This window comes from Pantoea sp. UBA7232 (assembly GCF_002473195.1).
GTDB classification, from domain to species: Bacteria; Pseudomonadota; Gammaproteobacteria; order Enterobacterales; family Enterobacteriaceae; genus Pantoea; species Pantoea eucrina.
Map to the genome: position 1 here is coordinate 16,321 of NZ_DKTK01000003.1, position 21,311 is coordinate 37,631.

The 21,311-nt window shown below is 54.9% G+C and carries 17 protein-coding genes and 5 tRNA genes; 1 reads left to right on the forward strand and 21 read right to left on the reverse strand.

The features are described from left to right. Nucleotides 1-22 precede the first annotated feature (22 nt). From luxS to B4056_RS00835, 20 genes are all read right to left on the reverse strand, one after another. Nucleotides 23-538: an S-ribosylhomocysteine lyase gene (luxS, locus tag B4056_RS00740; protein WP_094112197.1), complete on the reverse strand. Its 516-nt coding sequence runs from the start codon at nt 536-538 to the stop codon at nt 23-25. A gap of 150 nt (nt 539-688) precedes the next feature. Further along, nucleotides 689-2,293 (reverse strand): glutamate--cysteine ligase, encoded by a 1,605-nt coding sequence (gene gshA / locus B4056_RS00745; RefSeq protein ID WP_113655789.1) that lies wholly within the window; start codon nt 2,291-2,293, stop codon nt 689-691. Between the two features lie 31 nt (nt 2,294-2,324). Beyond that, nucleotides 2,325-2,753 carry a YqaA family protein gene (locus B4056_RS00750; RefSeq protein WP_039379824.1) on the reverse strand — a complete coding sequence of 143 codons (429 nt, stop codon included), beginning with the start codon at nt 2,751-2,753 and terminating at the stop codon, nt 2,325-2,327. A gap of 365 nt (nt 2,754-3,118) precedes the next feature. Then, nucleotides 3,119-3,195 (reverse strand) — tRNA-Arg (locus B4056_RS00755). A gap of 56 nt (nt 3,196-3,251) precedes the next feature. Then, a tRNA-Arg gene (locus tag B4056_RS00760) sits at nt 3,252-3,328 on the reverse strand. Between the two features lie 56 nt (nt 3,329-3,384). Next, a tRNA-Arg gene (locus tag B4056_RS00765) sits at nt 3,385-3,461 on the reverse strand. Nucleotides 3,462-3,557: 96 nt separating this feature from the next. Continuing rightward, nucleotides 3,558-3,634, reverse strand: a tRNA-Arg gene (locus B4056_RS00770). 8 nt (nt 3,635-3,642) lie between these two features. Next, nucleotides 3,643-3,735 (reverse strand) — tRNA-Ser (locus B4056_RS00775). Nucleotides 3,736-4,027: 292 nt separating this feature from the next. Next, nucleotides 4,028-4,213 carry a carbon storage regulator CsrA gene (gene csrA / locus B4056_RS00780; protein WP_039379826.1) on the reverse strand — a complete coding sequence of 62 codons (186 nt, stop codon included), beginning with the start codon at nt 4,211-4,213 and terminating at the stop codon, nt 4,028-4,030. A 246-nt stretch (nt 4,214-4,459) separates the two neighbouring features. Continuing rightward, nucleotides 4,460-7,087 (reverse strand): alanine--tRNA ligase, encoded by a 2,628-nt coding sequence (gene alaS, locus B4056_RS00785; protein ID WP_094112165.1) that lies wholly within the window; start codon nt 7,085-7,087, stop codon nt 4,460-4,462. Nucleotides 7,088-7,222: 135 nt separating this feature from the next. After that, nucleotides 7,223-7,738, reverse strand: a complete 516-nt coding sequence (locus B4056_RS00790) for a regulatory protein RecX (protein WP_223811772.1) — start codon at nt 7,736-7,738, stop codon at nt 7,223-7,225. A 111-nt stretch (nt 7,739-7,849) separates the two neighbouring features. Next, on the reverse strand, nt 7,850-8,920 hold the full coding sequence (recA, locus tag B4056_RS00795) for a recombinase RecA (RefSeq protein WP_039379830.1): 1,071 nt from the start codon (nt 8,918-8,920) through the stop codon (nt 7,850-7,852). A gap of 93 nt (nt 8,921-9,013) precedes the next feature. Then, entirely contained in the window at nt 9,014-9,505 is a 492-nt protein-coding gene (gene pncC, locus B4056_RS00800; RefSeq protein WP_039379832.1) for a nicotinamide-nucleotide amidase, read from the reverse strand. Nucleotides 9,506-9,857: 352 nt separating this feature from the next. Beyond that, on the reverse strand, nt 9,858-10,193 hold the full coding sequence (locus B4056_RS00805; RefSeq protein ID WP_094112164.1) for a zinc ribbon domain-containing protein YjdM: 336 nt from the start codon (nt 10,191-10,193) through the stop codon (nt 9,858-9,860). A gap of 84 nt (nt 10,194-10,277) precedes the next feature. Then, entirely contained in the window at nt 10,278-11,360 is a 1,083-nt protein-coding gene (gene mltB / locus B4056_RS00810; protein ID WP_288653486.1) for a lytic murein transglycosylase B, read from the reverse strand. 128 nt (nt 11,361-11,488) lie between these two features. Continuing rightward, on the reverse strand, nt 11,489-12,574 hold the full coding sequence (locus B4056_RS00815) for an alcohol dehydrogenase catalytic domain-containing protein (protein ID WP_094112162.1): 1,086 nt from the start codon (nt 12,572-12,574) through the stop codon (nt 11,489-11,491). Nucleotides 12,575-12,640: 66 nt separating this feature from the next. After that, the gene (locus tag B4056_RS00820; protein WP_039385622.1) at nt 12,641-13,609 is read right to left on the reverse strand and encodes an ABC transporter permease; all 969 of its coding nucleotides are present in this window, start codon (nt 13,607-13,609) and stop codon (nt 12,641-12,643) included. A 17-nt stretch (nt 13,610-13,626) separates the two neighbouring features. Next, a complete protein-coding gene (locus B4056_RS00825; RefSeq protein ID WP_288653489.1) occupies nt 13,627-15,111 on the reverse strand; it encodes a sugar ABC transporter ATP-binding protein in 1,485 nt (494 codons plus the stop codon). A gap of 21 nt (nt 15,112-15,132) precedes the next feature. Continuing rightward, complete coding sequence (locus B4056_RS00830) at nt 15,133-15,999, reverse strand: ABC transporter substrate-binding protein (RefSeq protein ID WP_369826801.1); 867 nt, start codon at nt 15,997-15,999, stop codon at nt 15,133-15,135. A 357-nt stretch (nt 16,000-16,356) separates the two neighbouring features. Next, on the reverse strand, nt 16,357-17,346 hold the full coding sequence (locus B4056_RS00835; RefSeq protein ID WP_039385624.1) for a LacI family DNA-binding transcriptional regulator: 990 nt from the start codon (nt 17,344-17,346) through the stop codon (nt 16,357-16,359). 331 nt (nt 17,347-17,677) lie between these two features. Here B4056_RS00835 and mutS point away from each other — a divergent pair, with 331 nt between their 5' ends. Further along, nucleotides 17,678-20,233, forward strand: coding sequence for a DNA mismatch repair protein MutS (mutS, locus tag B4056_RS00840; RefSeq protein ID WP_094112160.1), 2,556 nt, complete (start codon nt 17,678-17,680; stop codon nt 20,231-20,233). Between the two features lie 57 nt (nt 20,234-20,290). Here mutS and rpoS read toward each other — a convergent pair whose 3' ends face one another. Further along, the gene (gene rpoS, locus B4056_RS00845) at nt 20,291-21,283 is read right to left on the reverse strand and encodes an RNA polymerase sigma factor RpoS (RefSeq protein WP_039330767.1); all 993 of its coding nucleotides are present in this window, start codon (nt 21,281-21,283) and stop codon (nt 20,291-20,293) included. Nucleotides 21,284-21,311 lie beyond the last annotated feature (28 nt).

A 21,311-nucleotide genomic window follows, 5' to 3' on the forward strand; every position in this document is an offset into this window, starting at 1 on the left:
GCGTTTTTACAGAAAGGGCTAATCAGATATGCAACTCTTTCAGCTTCTCTGCTGGCAGCTTCAGATCTTCGTTGCGATTAATACCGATCTCGTGTGACAGAACATTACGCGCAATCTGCTGCGCTTCGTCCAGGGAGTGCAGCTTGTAGCTGCCACACTGATACTCATTAAGCTCCGGGATCTGATTCTGATCTTTGACTTTCAGAACATCTTCCATCGCCCCTTTCCACGCCTGCGCCACGCGCTGCTCGTCTGGCGTGCCGATCAGGCTCATGTAGAAACCGGTACGGCACCCCATTGGAGAGATGTCTACGATCTCCACGCCGTCACCGTTGAGGTGATCGCGCATAAAGCCGGCAAACAGATGCTCCAGCGTATGGATCCCGCGCTCGGTCAGAATGTCGATGTTTGGCCGGCAGAAACGCAGATCGAAAACGGTGATGGTATCGCCATGCGGAGTTGTCATGGTCTTTGCCACGCGTACTGCCGGCGCGGCCATGATGGTGTGATCAACGGTAAAACTGTCCAGTAGTGGCATACGTCACCTCCTGTTTGAAAAATTTTTTCTGAACGATGAAACTTTTCTCGTCGTTCTGCGTCTGAATATATGAAAGACGCGCATTTGTTATCATCATCCCTGACAACAGAGATGTTAATTTTGGCCACAGTGATGTGGCCATTTTCTTTTTCAGCCTTCCCGACCTGCCAGATAATCCTCAAAGCTTATGCTATCACTCGCTTCCAGCGCCTGCTGTGCAGCAACAGACTCCTGCGCCTGCTGAGTGAAATCCGCTTCGGTAAGAATTTCCAGTGGCTCCGCGCAGAGCATCTGCCGGTACTGCTCCGCCAGTGCAACACCTGCTCCGGTCAGGCCTTTTTCTTTAATAGCGTGAAGAATGCGCGCCGAGTAGGTTAGCTCAGGATCGTCAAAAGAAGCTACCAGTTGATCGCATACCTGCTGATATTGCGTGCTGCCCTCATTGCTATCCAGCACTTCCGCGACGCGACGCAGATCGGCAAAGAGCGCTTTGCCTACTTCAACCAGCGAATGTTCAGTGTCGCTGCAGCCAACGCCAATAACCAGCCCTGGCTTACGTCCTTCCATCACCACGCGGTTCCAGTTTTTGCGACTGCAGAGCAGCTCGCTGGCGCTCAGTTCAGGGGCATCGGCCAGCGTACACCAAATCAGGAACAGATCGAGGAAGCGCGCCTGATCGGCATCCACACCTACCGGTGAGAACGGATTGATATCAAGCGAGCGCACTTCAATATACTCAATGCCGCCACGCAGCAGCGCATCAGAAGGGGCTTCTCCCGAACGGGTAACGCGCTTCGGACGGATAGGCGCATACAGCTCGTTCTCAATCTGCAGTACATTAGTATTAAGCTGCAGCCAGTTGCCTTCAGCATCTTTGACGCCCATGGCTGCGTACTCTTCAGAAGGGGTTTTGATTGCGGCCTTCAGCGCGCTCACATACCCTTCCAGCGAGTTGAAGGTAATACCGAGATTACTTTGTGACTTATTGGTATAACCCAGGTCACTCAGGCGCAGAGAGGTCGCATACGGCAGCCACAGCGTATCTTTACCATCCGTTTCAAACGGCAGCTGGCTCTCACGCCCCTGAAGAAATGAGGAGCTGATCGCCGGCGAGGCACCAAACAGATAAGGGATCACCCAGCCGAAACGATAATAGTTGCGGATCAGGCGCAGATAGCCCGCAGAGATGGTCTCTTTACCGCTCTCAGCATCTTTTACATCCGCCCACTCCTGCCAGAAAGAGAGCGGCAGCGAGAAGTTGTAATGCACGCCAGAGATAATCTGCATCAGCGCGCTGTAGCGGTTTTTCAGCCCCTGCCGGTAGAGGGTCTTCATCTGGCCCACGTTTGAACTGCCATACTGCGCCAGCTCAATTTTATCGGTATCGTCAACGTGACCGGGCATACTGAAGGGCCACATGCGCTCTTCACCCAGCTGTTTTGCCACATGGCGATGGATGTCGCGCAGGAAGGTCAGCGAGCGATCGATATTTTTATCGACCGGCGTAATGAACTCCAGCAGCGTTTCCGCAAAATCCGTGGTGATCCAGTCATGCTTCAGCGCCGAGCCAAGCGATGCCGGATGGCCGGTAGTAGCCAGATGACCATCGGGCCCGACGCGTAACGTTTCGCGTTCGATGCCACGGCCGATACCCTTTAACGCGTCGGGATGCGCTTCCAGCCAGGAGAGCGCTTTTGATACGTCCGGGATCACATTAACCTCCCGCTGTGAGAATAATTTATTTTTGTTCAGCATAATGTTAACCGTAGCCTCGAATCTGTGCGAATCAATGCCACCACTCCATACCCTGTATTGTGGCGATCGCGATAAAGATATAACGCAGCGTTTTGCCGAGAGCGAGAAACAGCATGCAAGGCAGCCAGCTGAAGCGCAACCAGCCTGCGAGAACGCAAAGCAGATCGCCAGCAACCGGCAGCCAGCTAAAGATCAATGCCGCAGGGCCCCATCGGTGTAACCACGTCAATGCTGTGTCATGCCATCGCCCCTGCCCGTTCTGCGGCATAAGGCGACCAAGAAAAATGTTGGTCAGGCCACCCAGCGTGTTTCCCACTGATGCAGCCAGCAACAGGCCATATACCGATCCTTTCTGAGCAACCAGCAGCGCTATCAGTACAGCTTCTGAACTGCCCGGAAGCAGCGTGGCGCTCAGAAAGCTGCTGCCCAGCAGCGAGCCATAAATCAGGAAATCATTCACGGTAATGGCATATCGCACGTACGACAAAATGAGCCATTACTTTAGCTTAATGCGCTCAGGTTGTCGCCAGGCAGGCTTAACCGCAAATGCTTTGAAAGCATTAGGAATTTTCGTTTTCAGAAAAAGGTCAGGGAACAAAACCGGGCATAAATGGCGGTAAATGCAGCATTTTTCAAAACAGAGTGCAAAAGAGAGTCAGCATTCCTATTAACGCCAGTGAACTCTGGCGGCGCTAAAATCGCTGAACAGAGACGGGTTAATTGCGAAAGCGGCTGGTACTGCCGGGGAGATTTGGAGAGCACAGCCCGGGTGCTGAAGCTGTCGGTAACGGGTTTAACTGAAGCATATAGGGAAAAAGCAGAGAATGGTGCATCCAGGAGGATTCGAACCTCCGACCGCTCGGTTCGTAGCCGAGTACTCTATCCAGCTGAGCTATGGATGCACTGAAGCGTAGCCTGCAAAGAAGCGACGTTGATAACACTGAAAGGGGGTGAAGAATGGTGCATCCAGGAGGATTCGAACCTCCGACCGCTCGGTTCGTAGCCGAGTACTCTATCCAGCTGAGCTATGGATGCATTGAGGTATTTCTTACGATGGACTAACTGCAACAAGCCTGAAATGATACAAAGAATGGTGCATCCAGGAGGATTCGAACCTCCGACCGCTCGGTTCGTAGCCGAGTACTCTATCCAGCTGAGCTATGGATGCATTGAGGTAATTCTTGTATTACGCAGGGTGCTAACAACTCACCATGAAAGGAACTGCTCGTTCACTCTTTAACTTTATCCGCTACCATCTAAAAGATGGTGCATCCAGGAGGATTCGAACCTCCGACCGCTCGGTTCGTAGCCGAGTACTCTATCCAGCTGAGCTATGGATGCATCGGAAATGGCGGTGAGGCGGGGATTCGAACCCCGGATGCAGCTTTTGACCGCATACTCCCTTAGCAGGGGAGCGCCTTCAGCCTCTCGGCCACCTCACCTTACGCGTTCTTCCGAACCGTGCTTCTGAACTTGTTTCTGCTCATCGGCACTGCGTGGCGCACATATTACTTTCCCGGACTTATAAGTCAAACAATTTCTCCCGACTTTTTTCACTCACGCGTTCGATTGCACAAATGACGCACAATTCGGCTGATTTAACGGCGAAAAGGGTGATTTATCAACAGCAAAAGCCAGAGCAGTAATGAAAAAAGCGAGGAAGCTAAAACAGAAATAAACGGATGGAGGGAGCAGAAAGGTAGCGTCTCGCCCATGAGCGAGACGCTGAAAACGTTAGTAACCCGTGGTTTGTGTTTTTTCAGCCTGAATACGCTGATAAATCTCTTCACGATGTACCGATACTTCTTTTGGCGCATTAACGCCAATGCGGACCTGGTTACCTTTAACGCCCAGCACCGTTACAGTCACCTCATCGCCAATCATGAGGGTTTCACCAACTCGACGAGTTAGAATAAGCATTCTTTGCTCCTTGAAAGATTAAAAGAGTCGGGCCTGTTCGGGCTCCCGGCCATATCCATCATATACCGCTGAACAATACCTATGACAAATACACCATTGTGATTTGTCACACCAATACATTCTGCTGATAATCAGTTTAGCCGAAATACACTACATCGACCGGACTTTGTCATTACCTGGTGTCCATTGCACTAAAAAGCGCCGGAACAGACGTTCCTGGCGCTATACAACGCTTAATTTTAATTGTTACAGCCGGCTGCTTACCCACTCCTGTACGCCTGCCAGCGCGCCTGCCAGCGCCTGCGGATTGGTACCGCCCGCCTGCGCCATGTCAGGACGTCCACCGCCTTTTCCGCCCACCTGAGCGGCCAGCGCGCTAATCAGCTCACCTGCTTTCACGCGGTCGGTCAGATCTTTAGTTACGCCTGCAATCAGCGAAACCTTACCTTCTGCTACCGTGGCCAGTACGATCACGGCAGACCCAAGCTGGTTTTTAAGGTCATCCATAATCGTACGCAGCATTTTCGGTTCAGTGTTACTCAGCTCACTTACCAGCAGTTTAGCGCCCCTGATTTCAATGGCGCTGCTGCTCAGCGATGCGCTCTCCTGGGCTGCCTGCTGATCGCGTAGCTGCTGCAGCTCTTTCTCCAGCGCGCGTACGTTATCCACCAGACCGCGCACCTTCTCACTGAGGTTGCTGCTGTTGGCCTTCACCACCTGAGCAATGTCAGCCAGCTGATCGCTCTGTGCATGCAGCTGAGCAATTGCCGCTTCACCGGTCAGCGCTTCGATACGACGAATACCGGCAGCCGTGCCCGACTCAGACTGAATGCGGAACAAGCCGATATCACCCGTGCGCGCAGCGTGCGTACCGCCACACAGCTCCACTGAATATTCGCCCATGCTGACCACGCGCACCCGCTGATCGTACTTCTCGCCAAACAGCGCCATCGCCCCACGCGCTTTAGCCTCTTCCAGATCCATGATATCGGTCTGAATCAGCAGGTTGCGGCGGATCTGTGCATTGACGATATCTTCAACTTCACGGATCTGCTGCGGCTTCATCGCTTCAGAATGCGAGAAGTCAAAGCGCAGATATTTATCGTTATTCAGCGAGCCTTTCTGCCCGACGTGATCGCCCAGCACTTCGCGCAGTGCTTCATGCATCAGGTGCGTTGCTGAGTGATTCAGGCGAATACGTGCCCGACGCGCTTCGTTTACCTGCGCCTGCAGCGCATCACCGATACGCAGCTGACCATGAGTGAGCTTACCGATATGTCCCAGTGCTTTGCCATACTTTTGCGTATCCTGCACGCTAAATTCAGCATTCTGCCCTGTGAGTACGCCAGTATCCCCCACCTGCCCGCCTGATTCACCGTAGAACGGCGTAGCGTTCAGGATCACGACGGCATCCTGTCCAGCGGTGATCTGTTCCACGGACTGACCATCAACAAACAGTGCTTCAATCGTGGCGTTCAGCGCCAGCTCTTCATAACCTTTAAATTCGGTTACGGCATCAACGCGAATAACGCTATTGTAGTCCGCGCCAAAGCCGCTGGCTTCGCGCGCACGCTGGCGCTGCTGCTCCATAGCGGCTTCAAATCCCGCCTCATCAATCTTCAGATTGCGCTCGCGACAAACGTCAGCGGTTAAATCCGCCGGGAAGCCAAAGGTGTCATAAAGACGGAAGACGGTTTCACCATCCAGCGTGTCGCCGCTCACTTTTGCCAGCTCATCATCCAGCAGCGCCAGACCACGCTCCAGCGTTTTAGCAAACTGCTCCTCTTCCGCTTTCAGCGCATTTTCTACCAGTTTCTGCTGACGCTTCAGATCTTCACCCGCAGCGCCCATGACCTCAATCAGCGGTGCCACCAGCTTATAGAAGAATGCTTCTTTCGCGCCCAGCATGTTGCCGTGGCGGACCGCACGACGAATGATGCGACGCAGCACATAGCCACGGTTCTCATTCGATGGCATGACGCCATCGGCAATCAGGAAGGCGCAGGAGCGGATATGATCTGCGATAACGCGCAGCGATTTGTTATTGAGGTCGCTTGCGCCAGTGACCTGAGCAACAGATTTGATCAGCTGCGCAAAAAGATCGATCTCATAGTTGGAGTTCACATGCTGCAGGACTGCCGCGATACGCTCCAGCCCCATGCCGGTATCCACCGACGGCTTAGGCAGCGGTTGCATGGTGCCGTCAGCCTGACGGTTGAACTGCATAAACACGATATTCCAGATCTCAATATAGCGATCGCCATCCTCTTCCGGGCTGCCCGGCGGGCCTCCCCAGATATGGTCGCCATGATCGTAGAAAATTTCAGTACAGGGACCGCACGGACCGGTGTCGCCCATCTGCCAGAAGTTATCAGATGCGTATGCGCTGCCCTTGTTGTCGCCAATACGAATAATGCGTTCGCGCGGCACACCGATCTGGTCAGCCCAGATATCAAAGGCTTCATCATCGGTTTCGTAAACGGTTACCCATAAACGCTCTTTTGGCAGGCTGAACCACTGCTCACCCGTCAGCAGTTCCCAGGCATAAGCAATCGCCTCCTGCTTGAAATAGTCGCCGAAACTGAAGTTGCCCAGCATTTCAAAGAAGGTGTGATGGCGTGCGGTATAACCCACATTTTCCAGATCGTTATGCTTGCCGCCTGCGCGCACGCAGCGCTGCGAGGTAGTCGCACGCGTGTAATCACGCTTGTCCTGGCCAAGGAAAACGTCTTTGAACTGCACCATGCCGGCGTTGGTAAACAGCAGCGTTGGATCGTTATTCGGTACGAGGGAGCTGCTGGCTACAACCTGATGTCCCTTGCTATGAAAAAAGTCGAGAAACGCTTGACGGATCTCAGCAGTGCTCTTGCTCATAAAATTCCTGGAATCACGCTAACGAACGTTCCCTTTCGCTGACAAACCCTGTCTATCCGGCCCGTCGCTGACTGAGGAACAAAAAGTGGGAATAAGATAAAATTTCTGCAATAGGAAGTAAAATCACATTGCCTTTCAGTCGTCACTATTTCTGAAAACCGCCTGAATATCTTCCATCATAAAGCCTTTTGTCATCAGAAAACGCTGTACTTTGCTTTTTTCTGCCCAGGTTTGCGGCAGCGGCTCGCCAAACTTGCGTCTGGCAAGCTCTGCAGCACACGCTGTCCAGTCTACGTCACTTTCTGCCAGCGCCTGATTGATCTCGTCGCGTCCGATGCCTTTTTGCTGCAGCTCCATCCTGACGCGCTGCGGACCATATCCTTTGCGCGCCCGGCTCTGGATAAAACGCTCAGTAAATCGATTATCGTTCAGCCAGCCATTTTCCTGACACCAGTCGAGCACTTTTTCCAGCAGCTCATCCGGAATCGGGATATTTTCCTGCTGCTGCAGATAGGCCGCACGCTGGCCGGAGAGCTGCAGTTTGCGCTTCAGCTCGCTGCGGCTGTGATCGCGCTGTGAAAGCAGGCGCATAGCGCGGTCAAGTAAACGGGAGAAATCAGGCACCGGTGCCTGTGATGATGTTGATGACATACACATTAGCCTTACTGTTGGTAACGGACAGGGTAAAGCATGGGGGGCAGAGAGCGGAAGGCGTGCAGAGGAGTAAAAAAGAAAACGGGAGCATTGCTGCTCCCGCTGATATTAAAAGTCTTCGTTAGTTTCGCCTGCTTTTTCAAGCTCAGCGTCAGAAGGCTCTTTAGTATTTGCCTCTGCTGTCGCACCTGTCAGCAGCGCCTCACGCAGTTTGCTGTCAATCTCGTTCGCAATTGCCGGGTTCTCTTTCAGGAAGTTGGTCGCGTTTGCTTTACCCTGACCAATCTTATCGCCGTTGTAGCTGTACCACGCACCGGCTTTTTCCACCAGCTTGTGTTTCACGCCCAGGTCTACCAGCTCACCAAAGGTGTTGATCCCTTCGCCATACATGATCTGGAATTCTGCCTGCTTAAACGGTGCAGCGATTTTGTTCTTCACCACTTTCACGCGCGTTTCGCTACCTACCACTTCGTCGCCCTCTTTGATCGCACCGATACGGCGGATATCAAGACGAACGGAGGCGTAGAACTTCAGCGCGTTACCGCCGGTGGTGGTTTCCGGGTTACCGAACATCACGCCAATTTTCATACGGATCTGGTTGATGAAGATCAGCAGCGTATTGGACTGTTTCAGGTTACCTGCCAGCTTACGCATCGCCTGGCTCATCATTCGTGCCGCCAGACCCATATGCGAGTCACCGATCTCACCTTCGATTTCCGCTTTAGGCGTCAGCGCCGCAACGGAGTCAACGATGATGACATCAACGGCACCTGAACGTGCCAGCGCGTCGCAGATTTCCAGCGCCTGCTCACCGGTATCCGGCTGTGAACAGAGCAGATTATCGATATCCACGCCCAGCTTTTTCGCATAGACCGGATCCAGCGCATGCTCAGCATCGATAAAGGCGCAGGTTTTACCTTTACGCTGTGCAGCCGCAATAACCTGCAGCGTCAGCGTGGTTTTACCAGAAGCTTCCGGTCCGTAGATCTCTACGATACGGCCCATCGGCAGACCACCCGCACCCAGTGCGATGTCCAGCGACAGGGAGCCGGTAGAAATAGTTTCTACATCCATCGAGCGGTCTTCACCCAGACGCATGATGGAGCCTTTACCAAATTGTTTTTCAATCTGGCCCAGTGCGGCAGCTAAAGCCTTCTGTTTGTTCTCGTCGATCGCCATTTACACTCCTAATCATGCCGGGTGAGCAAACACTGGCTGTGTCCGCTCGTTCTGTTGCCAATAATTATACTGTATAATCATACAGTATCAAGCCTAATTTATCAGAAATTGATCAAGCAGCGTCTGCAGCGCCCACGCCACCGACTGACGCCGCACCGCCTCGCGATCGCCTGCAAAAACACAGCGTTGCGCAAAGATACCTTCCGGTCCGGCAAGGGCAAACCAGACGGTGCCTACGGGTTTATCTGCGCTGCCGCCGCCCGGTCCTGCTATGCCGCTTACAGCGATCCCATAAGGTGCCTGCGCCGCCTGACACGCGCCTGCCACCATCTCACGTACCGTCTCTTCACTCACTGCGCCATAGCGCGCAAGCGTGCTCGCCTGCACGCCTGCCATCTGCTGCTTGGCACTATTACTATAGGTGACAAATCCGCGCTCAAACCAGGCAGAGCTGCCGCTGATATCTGTGAAAACTTTGGCAATCCAGCCGCCGGTACAGGATTCAGCCGTCGTCACGCTGGCGTGGCGCGCTATGAGCTTTTCGCCAATCTGACGGCTTAACTGCTGCAGCTGTTCATCATTCATCGCTTTCTCCTTTTGCGGCGCAACGTTAGCAGTAAATGGAGCGGCAGACGGCGCTTTTCAACCAGCAGCAGTGAAATTTGCGCCCCTGCTTCCGCTGCCTCCGGTCCGGTTTCATGCCATCCTGACCGGATGCGGGGAAGCGCACAGCAGCGTGCCGTTGCCGCGTGCCGGATCGGCCGGAGTCAGTACCGCTTAATCAAGCATAGTCGCGATCTGTGCCAGGCAGGCGCTGACGTTCAGCAGTGAGTGAGACCGGAGGTGTTCAGTACAGAGGGTGGCGCAGCAGGAACCGAAAGCGGGAGGCGTAAATACCTTCAGGGTAAAAAACAGGACGGCCTGCGCCGTCCGGCCATCAGCTCTTTTTCACAAACTCAGATTTGAGTTTCATCGGGCCAAAGCCCTCGATTTTGCAGTCAATATTGTGATCGCCTTCAACCAGACGAATACTTTTGACCCTGGTACCGATTTTCAGCACCGAAGAGCTGCCCTTTACCTTTAAATCTTTGACCACGGTGACGCTGTCGCCATCTGCCAGCATATTGCCATTGGCATCGCGTACCAGCAGCGTATCGTTCGCTTCTGCCGCGCTGGCAGACCAGATATGGCCGCACGACGGGCAGTTAAGGTTGTCGCCATCCTGCCAGGTATAATCAGCCTGACACAGCGGACAGGCGGGTAAATGCTCCATAAGTGCTCCTGATAATCTGCATGCGGTGAAATGGCACCGCAAAGAGGGTGCCATATTATATCCTCACACTTTATAAGGACAGCATTAAAGCAGATTGCCCTGCCGCGCTTTGGCGACCTCCTCTCCCAGCTGCCATACGGCCATCGCGTAATGGGTGCTGTGGTTATAACGCGTAATCACATAGAAGTTAGGCAGGCCGTACCAGTACTGATAGCTGGTGCCCAGATCGAGCCGCAGCAGGCTGGCTTCGCTGTTGCCATTCAGTGAGCCCTGCGGGGTCAGACCGCTCGCCGCCAGCGTGGCAACCGGATAACGCGTTTTGAAGCCATTCTCCAGCGCGGGTGCCTGTCCGCTCGCCGGTACGGCGACTGTCTCACCGCTGCGCCAGCCGTGCGCTTTGAAATAGTTTGCGACGCTGCCAATCGCATCAACCGGATCCCAGAGATTGGTATGACCATCTCCGTTAAAATCTACCGCGTACTCTTTATAGGATGAGGGCATAAACTGGCCATAGCCCATTGCCCCGGCAAAGGATCCGCGCAGATCCAGCGGATCGTCCTGTTCGGTGCGCGCCATCAGCAGAAACGTTTCCAGCTCGCTGCTGAAATAGGCGGCGCGGCGCGGATAGTTAAACGAGAGCGTCGCCAGCGCATCCAGCAGACGGGTTTTGCCCATCACCCGGCCCCAGCGCGTCTCAACGCCGATAATGCCGACGATAATTTCCGGCGGTACGCCATAAACCTGCTGCGCCCGCTGCAGAGCATCTTCATACTGATTCCAGAACGCTACGCCATTCTGTACGTTATCGGGCGTGATAAATTTTTTCCGGTAGCGCAGCCAGGCGCCGTTTGGCCCCGCTGGCGGCGTATAGCTCGGTGCCTGCTGATCCATCAGGCGCAGTACGTAATCAAGCCTCTTTGCCTGGCCGATAACCGCATGCAGCTGATCGCGATCAAAACCATGTTTCGCTACCATCCGATCGATAAATTGTTCTGCTGCCGGGTTGCCGGCAAAGTCACCAAACATCGGCTGAACCGCATGCGACGAATCCAGCAGGAAGCCGCCTTTAGGTGCCGGCACAACATCGCCTTGCTGATGAGGCGCAGGCTTGCTGCTGCAGGCAGCAAGCAGGAAAAAAAACGGAATGAGGGCAACCTTAATACGCATTAGATATCCATAAGCGAGCAAAAAACCTGAACGCATATGGTAGTCGTTCAGCGCATTAACGGACAGAGTAATGTCGTAACTTTACGCGGTGTGTGCGCCCCTCAGGACGAGGTGGCGCACGTAACGGTTCAGGGTACCAGCAGCACTTTGATCGATTCGCGACCTGATGCCATCGCAAACCCCTGCTCCCACTCCGCCAGCGGAAAACTGTGCGTAACAATGCCTTCTGCGGTGAACCATTTTTTCTCAAAAAAGCTGATGACCGTTTCATAGCAGTGCGGGCCAAGATGTGAGCCGCGCACATCCAGCTCTTTGCGGTCGCCAATGATCGACCAGTCTACCGTTGCAGGCTTACCAAACACGCTGAACTCGACATAGCGGCCCATGCGCCGGATCATCTGCAGTCCCTGATTGACCGCCAGCGGGTTGCCGGTCGCCTCTATATAGATGTCGCAGCCGTAGCCGTCAGTGAGTTTGCGCACCTCCGCATCCACATCCTGCTCCAGCGGGTTGAAAACCAGATCGGCCCCCAGCTTTTTCGCCAGCGTCAGACGTTCCGGAATGGTATCCAGTACAATAAACAGCTTGGGGTTTTTGAGGCGGATAGCCTGAATCATGCCGGTGCCGAGCGGGCCAGCCCCCGCCAGCACCACCACATCATTGAATTCAATCGCCGCGCGGTTCACCGCGTGGACCGCACAGGCGAAGGGCTCAATCAGCGCGCACTCTTCGTGCGTCAGCGTATCAGGAATTTTATGCACCCGGCTGTTGGCTTTGAACAGCATATATTCGGTCATACCGCCATCAGAGTCCTGCGTCTGAAAGCCGTAGATGTCGTGCTTTTCGCACATCCAGTATTTGCCATCTTTGCAGAAGCGGCACTGATTACAGGGAATAATCTGTTCAGCGATGACGCGGTCGCCAGGCGACACGCCAAAATGCTCCAGCGCGCCCTCGCCATATCCGACGACCGTGCCATAAAACTCATGCCCCACCACTACTGGCGTTTTAACCCAGGCTTTTTCCGGATTGCCATCTCCCCAGTACATTGGCGCCCCGTGCCAGCAGTGGACGTCAGACGCGCAGATACCACATGCCCCCACTTTTACCAGCAGCTCGCGTGCTTTTGGCTCAGGCAGCGGTAAGGTCTCCAGGCGATAATCGCGCGGGCCATAGTTCACCAGGCTTTTGATCTGTTGCGGCAGAATATTCATAGCGTATCCTTTTCGATAAATGTTAACGTCAACATTGAATGACAGAGAGATAGCCCGCAGGCTATCTTAACGGTGTGCTTTACGCTTAACGGAACTCAGCCAGATCGCGCCCAGAATGATCCCGCCTTTAATCACAATCTGCACATAGGGTGAAACCCCCATCAGATTCAGGCCATTATTGAGAATGCCGAGCATCATCGCGCCTACCAGCGTCCCAAGAATGGCACCTTTACCGCCAGCTATTGCCGCCCCGCCCAGCACGACAGCAGCGATCGCATCCAGCTCAAATCCGTTACCGGCGTTGGGCTGTCCGCTCATCAGACGCGAACTGAGCACAATACCGGCCACCGCCGCCGTGAGTCCGCTGATGATATATACCCAGAGCTTGGTGCGTGAGACACGGATACCGCTCAGGCGCGCGGCCTCTTCATTGCCGCCCAGAGCGTAGACGTGACGACCAAAGGGCTTCTGGTGCAGCAGGATCCACGCCAGCAAATAGACCACCAGCATGATTAAAATGGGCACCTGAATACCCAGCAGGCTGGCACGGCCAAACATCATGAAGCTTTCCGGCAGGCCGGAGATGGGATATCCCCCGGTATACATCAGCGCCAGTCCCCGTGCGATCCCCATGCTGGCGAGCGTAACGATGATGGGCGGCATCCGCAGCCAGGCGATACAGCCGCCATTCAGGGCACCAAAGCCCATACCGATCAGCAATCCGGCCAGCACCGCCAGCGGCATCGGAATACCCGCCACCATCAGACCGGCGGCCACGGTGCCGGAGAGCGCCATCACCGATCCCACTGACAGGTCGATCCCGCCAGTTAAGATGGCACAGGTCATTCCCACGGCAATAATGGCGTTGATAGAGACCTGACGCGCCACGTTGCTGAGGTTGTTCGCGGTCAGAAAGCTATCGTTGAGAAAAATCATCACAATAAACAGCAGCACAAAACCGACAAACGGCAGGAAGGCGGGATGGTGCAGACAGCGGTCAAGCCGGCCACGCCTGCGCGACGTTTGTGACAGCATGGAATTAGAGAGAATACTCATGATGCGTTCCCCGTAGCGTGTAGCATGATGGTTTCAGCGTTGATTGCCGTATCGTGAAGCTCCTGCGCAATATGTCCGTTGCGAAACACCAGCACCCGGTGGCAGAGGCCAATAATCTCCGGCAGCTCAGAAGAGATGACGATGATGGCGATGCCCTTACGGGTCAGCTGCTGCATCAGCTGATAAATTTCCATTTTTGCGCCTACATCGATACCGCGCGTGGGTTCGTCAAAGATCAGCACCTTGCAGTCATTATTCAGCCAGCGCGCAATGACCACCTTTTGCTGATTGCCGCCGCTAAGCGTATTCACCTCCTGCTCCGCTGACGGCGTTTTCACGCCAACCCTGCGGATAAGATCGCTGACCACTTCACGCTCGCGCACATGGTGCAGAAATCCGCCGTGGGTGATCTGCCGGTTCAGCGTGATGTTATGCGCCACGCTAAACGGCAGTACCAGCCCTTCGGTTTTGCGGTTTTCCGGCAGCAGTCCGATCCCCTGCTCTAAGGCATCGGCGGGCGTACGCAGCCGCAGCGGCTCGCCATTCAGGCGTACCTCTTTTTGCCAGCACGCCTGTGCACTCAGCATCGCGCAGGCGGTTTCGGTGCGGCCCGATCCCACCAGCCCGGCAAAGCCGAGAATTTCTCCGGGCCAGAGCTGAAAAGCGTCTGCGGGCCCCTGGCGCTGGCGCTGCAGATTGACGTCCAGCAGCGGTAGCGTTGCCGCCGGCAGCGGCAGCTTATCGGGGAAATGCTGTGCCACCTGACGGCCCACCATCATTTTTACCAGCTGCTCGCTGCTGCAGTCGCTCACCGGGAGAGTGCCAACATAGCCTCCGTCGCGCAGTACCGTAATGGTGTCGCATACCGCAAAGATCTCCTCCAGATGATGCGAGATGAACAGCATGCCCACCCCCTGCTGTCGCAGGTCGCGCATCACCCGGAACAGATGCTCAGCTTCACCCGGCGTCAGCGTTGCCGTAGGTTCATCAAGGATCAGGATCCGCGCATCCAGCGCCAGCGCTTTGGCAATCTCAACAAACTGCTGCTGCGCCACGCTGAGGTGCGTTACCGCAATGTCCGGATCGAGTTCAACCCCCAGCCGCGCCAGCAGCGCCAGCGTACGACTGCGCATCGTCTGGCGATCCAGCCATCCCCAGCGGGTACGCTGTTCGCGATTCAGAAAAATATTCTCGACGGCATTAAGACCCGGTATCAGCGAGAACTCCTGAAAGACAATTCCCACGCCAGCTGTTATCGCCTGACGATAGCCAGCAAACTGCTGCGGCCGATCATCGATAGCGATTTCGCCGCTGTCAGGCTGATAAATACCGCTCAGGATCTTCATCAGCGTGGATTTACCCGCCCCGTTTTCACCGAGCAGCGCATGGATTTCACCGGCGTGCAGCGTCAGGTTGATGTTGTTTAACGCGCGTACGCCCGGAAATGATTTACTGATTCCGCTGAGTTGCAGTAACGGCATGGCAGCGCCTCCCCGGAGTGATTACCAGCTAAAGCCGCTGGCGTTCTCTTTCGTGATCAGTTTTACGTCAAGCGGTACTGCAGCCGGCACCTGACTTCCCCAGTGCTTCGCCATCGCCACGCCCAGCCCCAGCCGTACCATGTCACGCGGGAACTGCGCAGAAGTTGCAATAAACGGCGATCCCGCTTTCTCAATCTCTTTCACCGCTTCCGGCTGACCATCGACGCTGACCAGTTTCACATCTGCGCCGTTCGCCTGAATCGCCGCCAGAGCCCCGAGCGCACCGGTATCGTTGACGCTAAAAATGCCGGCCAGATCCGGCGCTGCCTGCAGCATATTTTCGGTAACGCTTAGCGCAGTATCACGCTCCTGTTTGCCGTTCTGACGGTTAACGATTTTGATGCCGGGATATTTCTTCATTGCATCTTCAAACCCTTTAACGCGTTCGATGATCGGCACCACCGGAATACCATCAAGAATGGCGACCTTACCTTTACCGCCCAGCGCTTTCGCCAGAAACTCTCCGGCCTGCAGGCCGGCATCATAATTTTTGGAGCCAACAAAAGAGTCGATTGGGCCTTTAGCCTGAGCGTCAATCGCCACTACCACTACGCCCGCTTTTTTTGCCTCGTTTACCGCGTTTTCCACCCCGTTGGTGTCCGCCGGATTAATCAGCAGGATGTCGACTTTTTTCTGCAGCATATCTTCAATGTCGTTGATCTGCTTTGAGACATCGTGACGGGCATCTGCCTCAATCACCGTAGCCCCCATGCTGCCGGCTGCAGCCTTGAGCGCTTCCTGCATGGTGACAAAATAGGGGTTATTCATCTCCTGGAAGGACATGCCGATAGTGAGCGGCTTTGCTATCGCCAGTGCAGATGCCAGCATTAAAGGGGTCGTTACACAGAGCGCCAGCAGGGTGTTCAGTTTGCCTTTCATAATTTTCTCCGGGTCTTTTCAGTTAACTGCTTATCGTCGTTACGAAATAAAGCCGGTACAGGAACACTGCGCAACCACACCTGAAATGTTGACGTTAACATAAAGATAAAAACGTCCTGTATGCCAGGAATACGCTATCTGAGGATTGTTAAATTCATCGCCACAGACATGAGATCAAAATTTAAACACCCTAAATGACAACGTCAACATTCTCAGATGGACAAGTTTAAGATCCTTGCGGCAAGTCACATCTTATTAACATCGCTTTCAGTGTTGTTACAGAAAAAACCCGGCAGGCGTCTGAAACTAAAGGTTTTTCAGGAAGCCATTAAGCATCACGCGGGTTTCGTAGGGACGGCCCTCAATAGCGGAGATGATATTTTCTGACACCACCCGCGCCCACTGGCCGGTATCATGAGCGACATAAGGAATAACCTGATTAAAATCTTCGGCGCAGGGTACTTCATCAACAGAGATAAAGCCGGTGTCGTGCATTCCCCACTTGTTGGCCAGATTAATAGCCGCCAGTGTAATCATGCCGTTTAATCCGACAATTGCATCGTAGCGTTCATGGGTGGTAGAGAACCATGACTGAATCATCGCCTTAGCATGTTCGTAGCGGTAGTCGGTATAAAGCGTGTGCAGAGTAACGCGCTCGTCAATCCCGCTTCGGATCCCGTCAATACGCTGCCGGGTAATGTGAGAGTGTTCGCTGCCGCCAATGACCAGCACATTGCGAAACGCTTTTTTCATTATCGCTTCTGCAACCAGCTCACCGGCACGGCTGTTGTTGATATAGACCGCCGGCAGCAACGTATCAAACTGACGATCCAGCTGGATAAGCTGGCTTGAGGAGTGGCGCACCACGTCGATATGGCTTTTATCGTAGCGGTCAGAATCCTCCACTACCGACAAAATAATCCCGGCCGCTTTATAGCTGACCAGCGTCTGCAGCGCGCGCGCCTCAATCTGCCGGTTGCCGTTCGTGGTAAAGAACATGACCGAATAGCCTTTGGCATCTGACAGGCGGCACACCTCTTTGATGATATGGGAATAAACAATATTAAAGGTATCGTCGGTAACCACGCCGATAATAGGGCTCTGGCTGGCTTTGATATTGCGGGCAAACGCGTTAGGCACATAGTTAAGCGTGCGTGCTGCGGCCAGGATCCGCTCGCGCGTTTCGGGTTTAACCTTATCAGGGGCAGTAAACACGCGTGAAACGGTAATATTGGTTACGCCGGCAATCTGCGCAATATCTTTAATGGTGGCCGCTTTGGTACTTTTTCGGGTCATAACATTCGCTATCGGCAGTGTCAGCAGGAGTAACGCGATGGTATCAGCTTTCGTGAAATGTTGACGATGACATTTTGCGCCCTCAGCGCAGAAACAGTACCGGCTCATTCTGCAATTCTGAAGCCTGCCCGAAGAAACAGCCCTGCGCGCCGGTTTTCCTGCTATACAGACTCCGTTATCATAATCAGCACGTACTCGTGAACACATTCAGGTTACTGCCCGCCCTTCAGCCAGCCTCTGGCAACCACGCTGAGCCTTAAGAGGGGCAGATAAAAGAGAATCAGAATCATGTATCGCGCTGCTTATGTTTAAACATGGACACCCTAATACTATGAGTACATTAGAGAATATCAGCGCTCACACGCCAATGATGCAGCAGTATCTGCGCCTGAAAGCCGATCACCCTGACATCCTGCTGTTCTACCGCATGGGCGATTTCTACGAGCTGTTCTTTGATGATGCAAAGCGCGCCTCGCAGCTGCTGGAGATCTCCCTGACCAAACGGGGTGCTTCAGCCGGTGAGCCCATTCCGATGGCCGGTGTGCCCTATCACGCCGTAGAGGGCTATCTGGCAAAGCTGGTTCAGCTGGGTGAGTCAGTGGCGATTTGCGAACAGATCGGCGATCCGGCGCTGAGCAAAGGCCCGGTTGAGCGCAAGGTGGTACGGATTGTCACCCCTGGCACTATCAGCGATGAAGCGCTGCTGCAGGAGCGCCAGGATAACCTGCTGGCCGCTATCTTCCAGAGCCAGCGCGGCTTTGGCTACGCCACGCTGGATATCAGCTCCGGGCGTTTCCGCCTGAGCGAACCGGGCGACGCTGAAGCGATGGCAGCAGAACTCCAGCGCACGAATCCTGCGGAGCTGCTCTACCCTGAAGATCTGCAGGCGATGTCGCTCATTGACCAGCGCCGCGGGCTGCGGCGGCGTCCGCTGTGGGAATTTGAGATCGACACCGCGCGCCAGCAGCTGAATCTGCAGTTCGGCACGCGCGACCTGCGCGGATTTGGCGTGGAGCAGGCACATCTGGGGCTGCGCGCTGCGGGCTGTCTGCTGCAGTATGCCAAAGATACCCAGCGTACCACGCTGCCGCACATTCGCTCCCTGAGCATGGAGCGCCAGCAGGATAGCGTGATCATGGACGCGGCCACGCGCCGTAATCTTGAAATCACCCAGAATCTGGCCGGCGGGATCGATAACACGCTGGCAGCGGTTCTGGATAAAACCGTCACGCCGATGGGCAGCCGTATGCTGAAGCGCTGGCTGCATATGCCGCTGCGCGATCTTACGACAATCGTCCGGCGTCAGGATGCGATTGCAGAATTGCAGTCGCTGAGCGACGCGCTGCAGCCGGTCCTGCGTCAGGTAGGCGATCTGGAGCGCATACTGGCACGCCTGGCGCTGCGCACCGCTCGCCCGCGCGATCTGGCGCGCATGCGGCATGCGTTTCAGCAGCTGCCGGAAATCAATCAGCTGCTGGCCGGAGCAGAGGCGGAACGGCTGGTGAGCCTGCGCACGCAGACGGGCGAGTTTGCTGAGCTGCGTACGCTGCTGGAGCAGGCAATTATTGAATCACCGCCGGTGCTGGTGCGTGACGGCGGCGTCATCGCGCCTGGTTACAACGCTGAACTCGATGAGTGGCGGGCGCTGGCTGACGGTGCCAGTGACTATCTTGACCGGCTGGAGATCCGCGAGCGGGAAAAACTGGGGCTGGATACGCTGAAAGTCGGCTTTAACGCGGTACATGGTTACTACATTCAGGTTAGCCGCGGTCAGAGTCACCTGGTGCCCATCCACTATGTGCGCCGCCAGACGCTGAAAAACGCCGAGCGCTATATCATTCCTGAGCTGAAAGAGTATGAAGATAAAGTTCTGACCTCCAAAGGCAAGGCGCTGGCGCTGGAAAAAGGCCTCTATGAGGAGCTGTTCGATCGCCTGCTGCCGCATCTTGAAGCGCTGCAGCTGAGCGCGGCCGCGCTGGCCGAGCTGGATGTACTCGCCAGCCTGGCAGAGCGCGCCTGGACGCTGAACTACTGCCGGCCGGTGCTGCAGGAGAAAGCGGGGATCCGCATTACCGCAGGCCGGCATCCGGTGGTGGAACAGGTGCTGAAAGAGCCCTTTATTGCCAACCCGCTCTCGCTGTCGATGCAGCGGCGCATGCTGATCATCACCGGACCAAACATGGGCGGTAAAAGCACCTATATGCGTCAGACCGCGCTGATTGCGCTGATGGCGTGGATAGGCAGTTTCGTACCGGCTGAAGAGGTCGTGATTGGTCCTGTCGATCGCATCTTTACCCGCGTCGGTGCGGCAGACGACCTTGCCTCCGGCCGCTCAACGTTTATGGTTGAGATGACAGAAACCGCCAATATTCTGCACAATGCGACGGAAAATAGCCTGGTACTGATGGATGAGATAGGTCGCGGCACTTCAACCTATGATGGCCTGTCACTCGCCTGGGCTTGTGCCGAAAGCCTTGCCAGTCGCATCAAAGCGATGACGCTGTTTGCCACCCACTATTTCGAGCTGACCACGCTGCCGGAAAAACTGGAGGGTGTTGTGAATGTGCATCTGGATGCGGTTGAACATGGCGATACCATCGCTTTCATGCACAGCGTGCAGGAGGGTGCCGCCAGCAAGAGTTATGGCCTGGCGGTTGCGGCGCTGGCGGGCGTGCCAAAAGAGGTAATCAAGCGCGCGCGGCAGAAGCTGAAAGAGCTGGAGGCGCTTTCCGGCAGTCAGAGCGCCTCTGCAGATGGCGGTGCGCAGCTGCCTCTGCTGGTGGCAGAGACCTCGCCGGCGGTGGACGCGCTGGAAGCGCTGGATCCTGACAGCCTGACGCCAAAGCAGGCGCTGGAGTGGATCTACCGGCTGAAAAGCCTGGTCTGATCGCAGCAAAAAAAAACGGTGACCAGACAGGTCACCGTTTTTGCTGCTGATTATGGCTTATTCACGAAACAGTGCTTCGATATTGAGGCCCTGTGTCTGCAGGATTTCCCGCAGGCGACGCAGCCCTTCCACCTGAATCTGACGAACGCGCTCGCGGGTTAACCCGATTTCGCGACCCACATCTTCCAGGGTTGCCGCTTCATAGCCTAACAGGCCGAAACGACGCGCCAGCACTTCACGCTGCTTAGCATTGAGTTCAAACAACCACTTAACGATGCTCTGTTTCATGTCATCGTCCTGCGTGGTGTCTTCCGGGCCGTTGTCTTTCTCATCGGCCAGGATATCCAGCAGCGCTTTTTCGGAATCACCACCCAGCGGGGTGTCAACCGAGGTAATACGTTCATTGAGACGCAGCATACGGCTCACGTCATCAACCGGCTTGTCCAGCTGCTCGGCAATCTCTTCCGCACTCGGCTCGTGATCGAGCTTGTGTGAAAGTTCACGCGCGGTACGCAGGTAAACGTTCAGCTCTTTGACAATATGAATCGGCAGGCGAATTGTACGGGTTTGGTTCATGATAGCCCGTTCAATAGTCTGACGAATCCACCAGGTAGCGTACGTTGAGAAACGGAACCCGCGCTCCGGGTCAAATTTCTCTACGGCACGAATCAGGCCGAGGTTACCCTCTTCAATCAGGTCCAGCAGGGCCAGACCACGATTGCTGTAACGACGGGCAATCTTCACTACCAGGCGTAAGTTACTTTCGATCATGCGGCGGCGAGAAGGAATATCGCCTCGTAAAGCACGACGCGCAAAGAAGACTTCTTCTTCTGCCGTCAGCAACGGGGAATAACCGATCTCTCCGAGGTAGAGCTGCGTCGCATCCAATACTCGTTGCGTCGCACCCTGTGACAACAGCTCTTCTTCTGCTACTTCGCTATCACCAGGTTCGTTCTCAACAAGAGCTTTCTCATCGAAAACTTCAGCTCCGTTCTCCTCGAATTCCGCATCTTCATGTAACTCATTAACTTTCAGCGTATTCTGGTTCATAAGCGGCTCCTACCCGTGATCCAAGGGC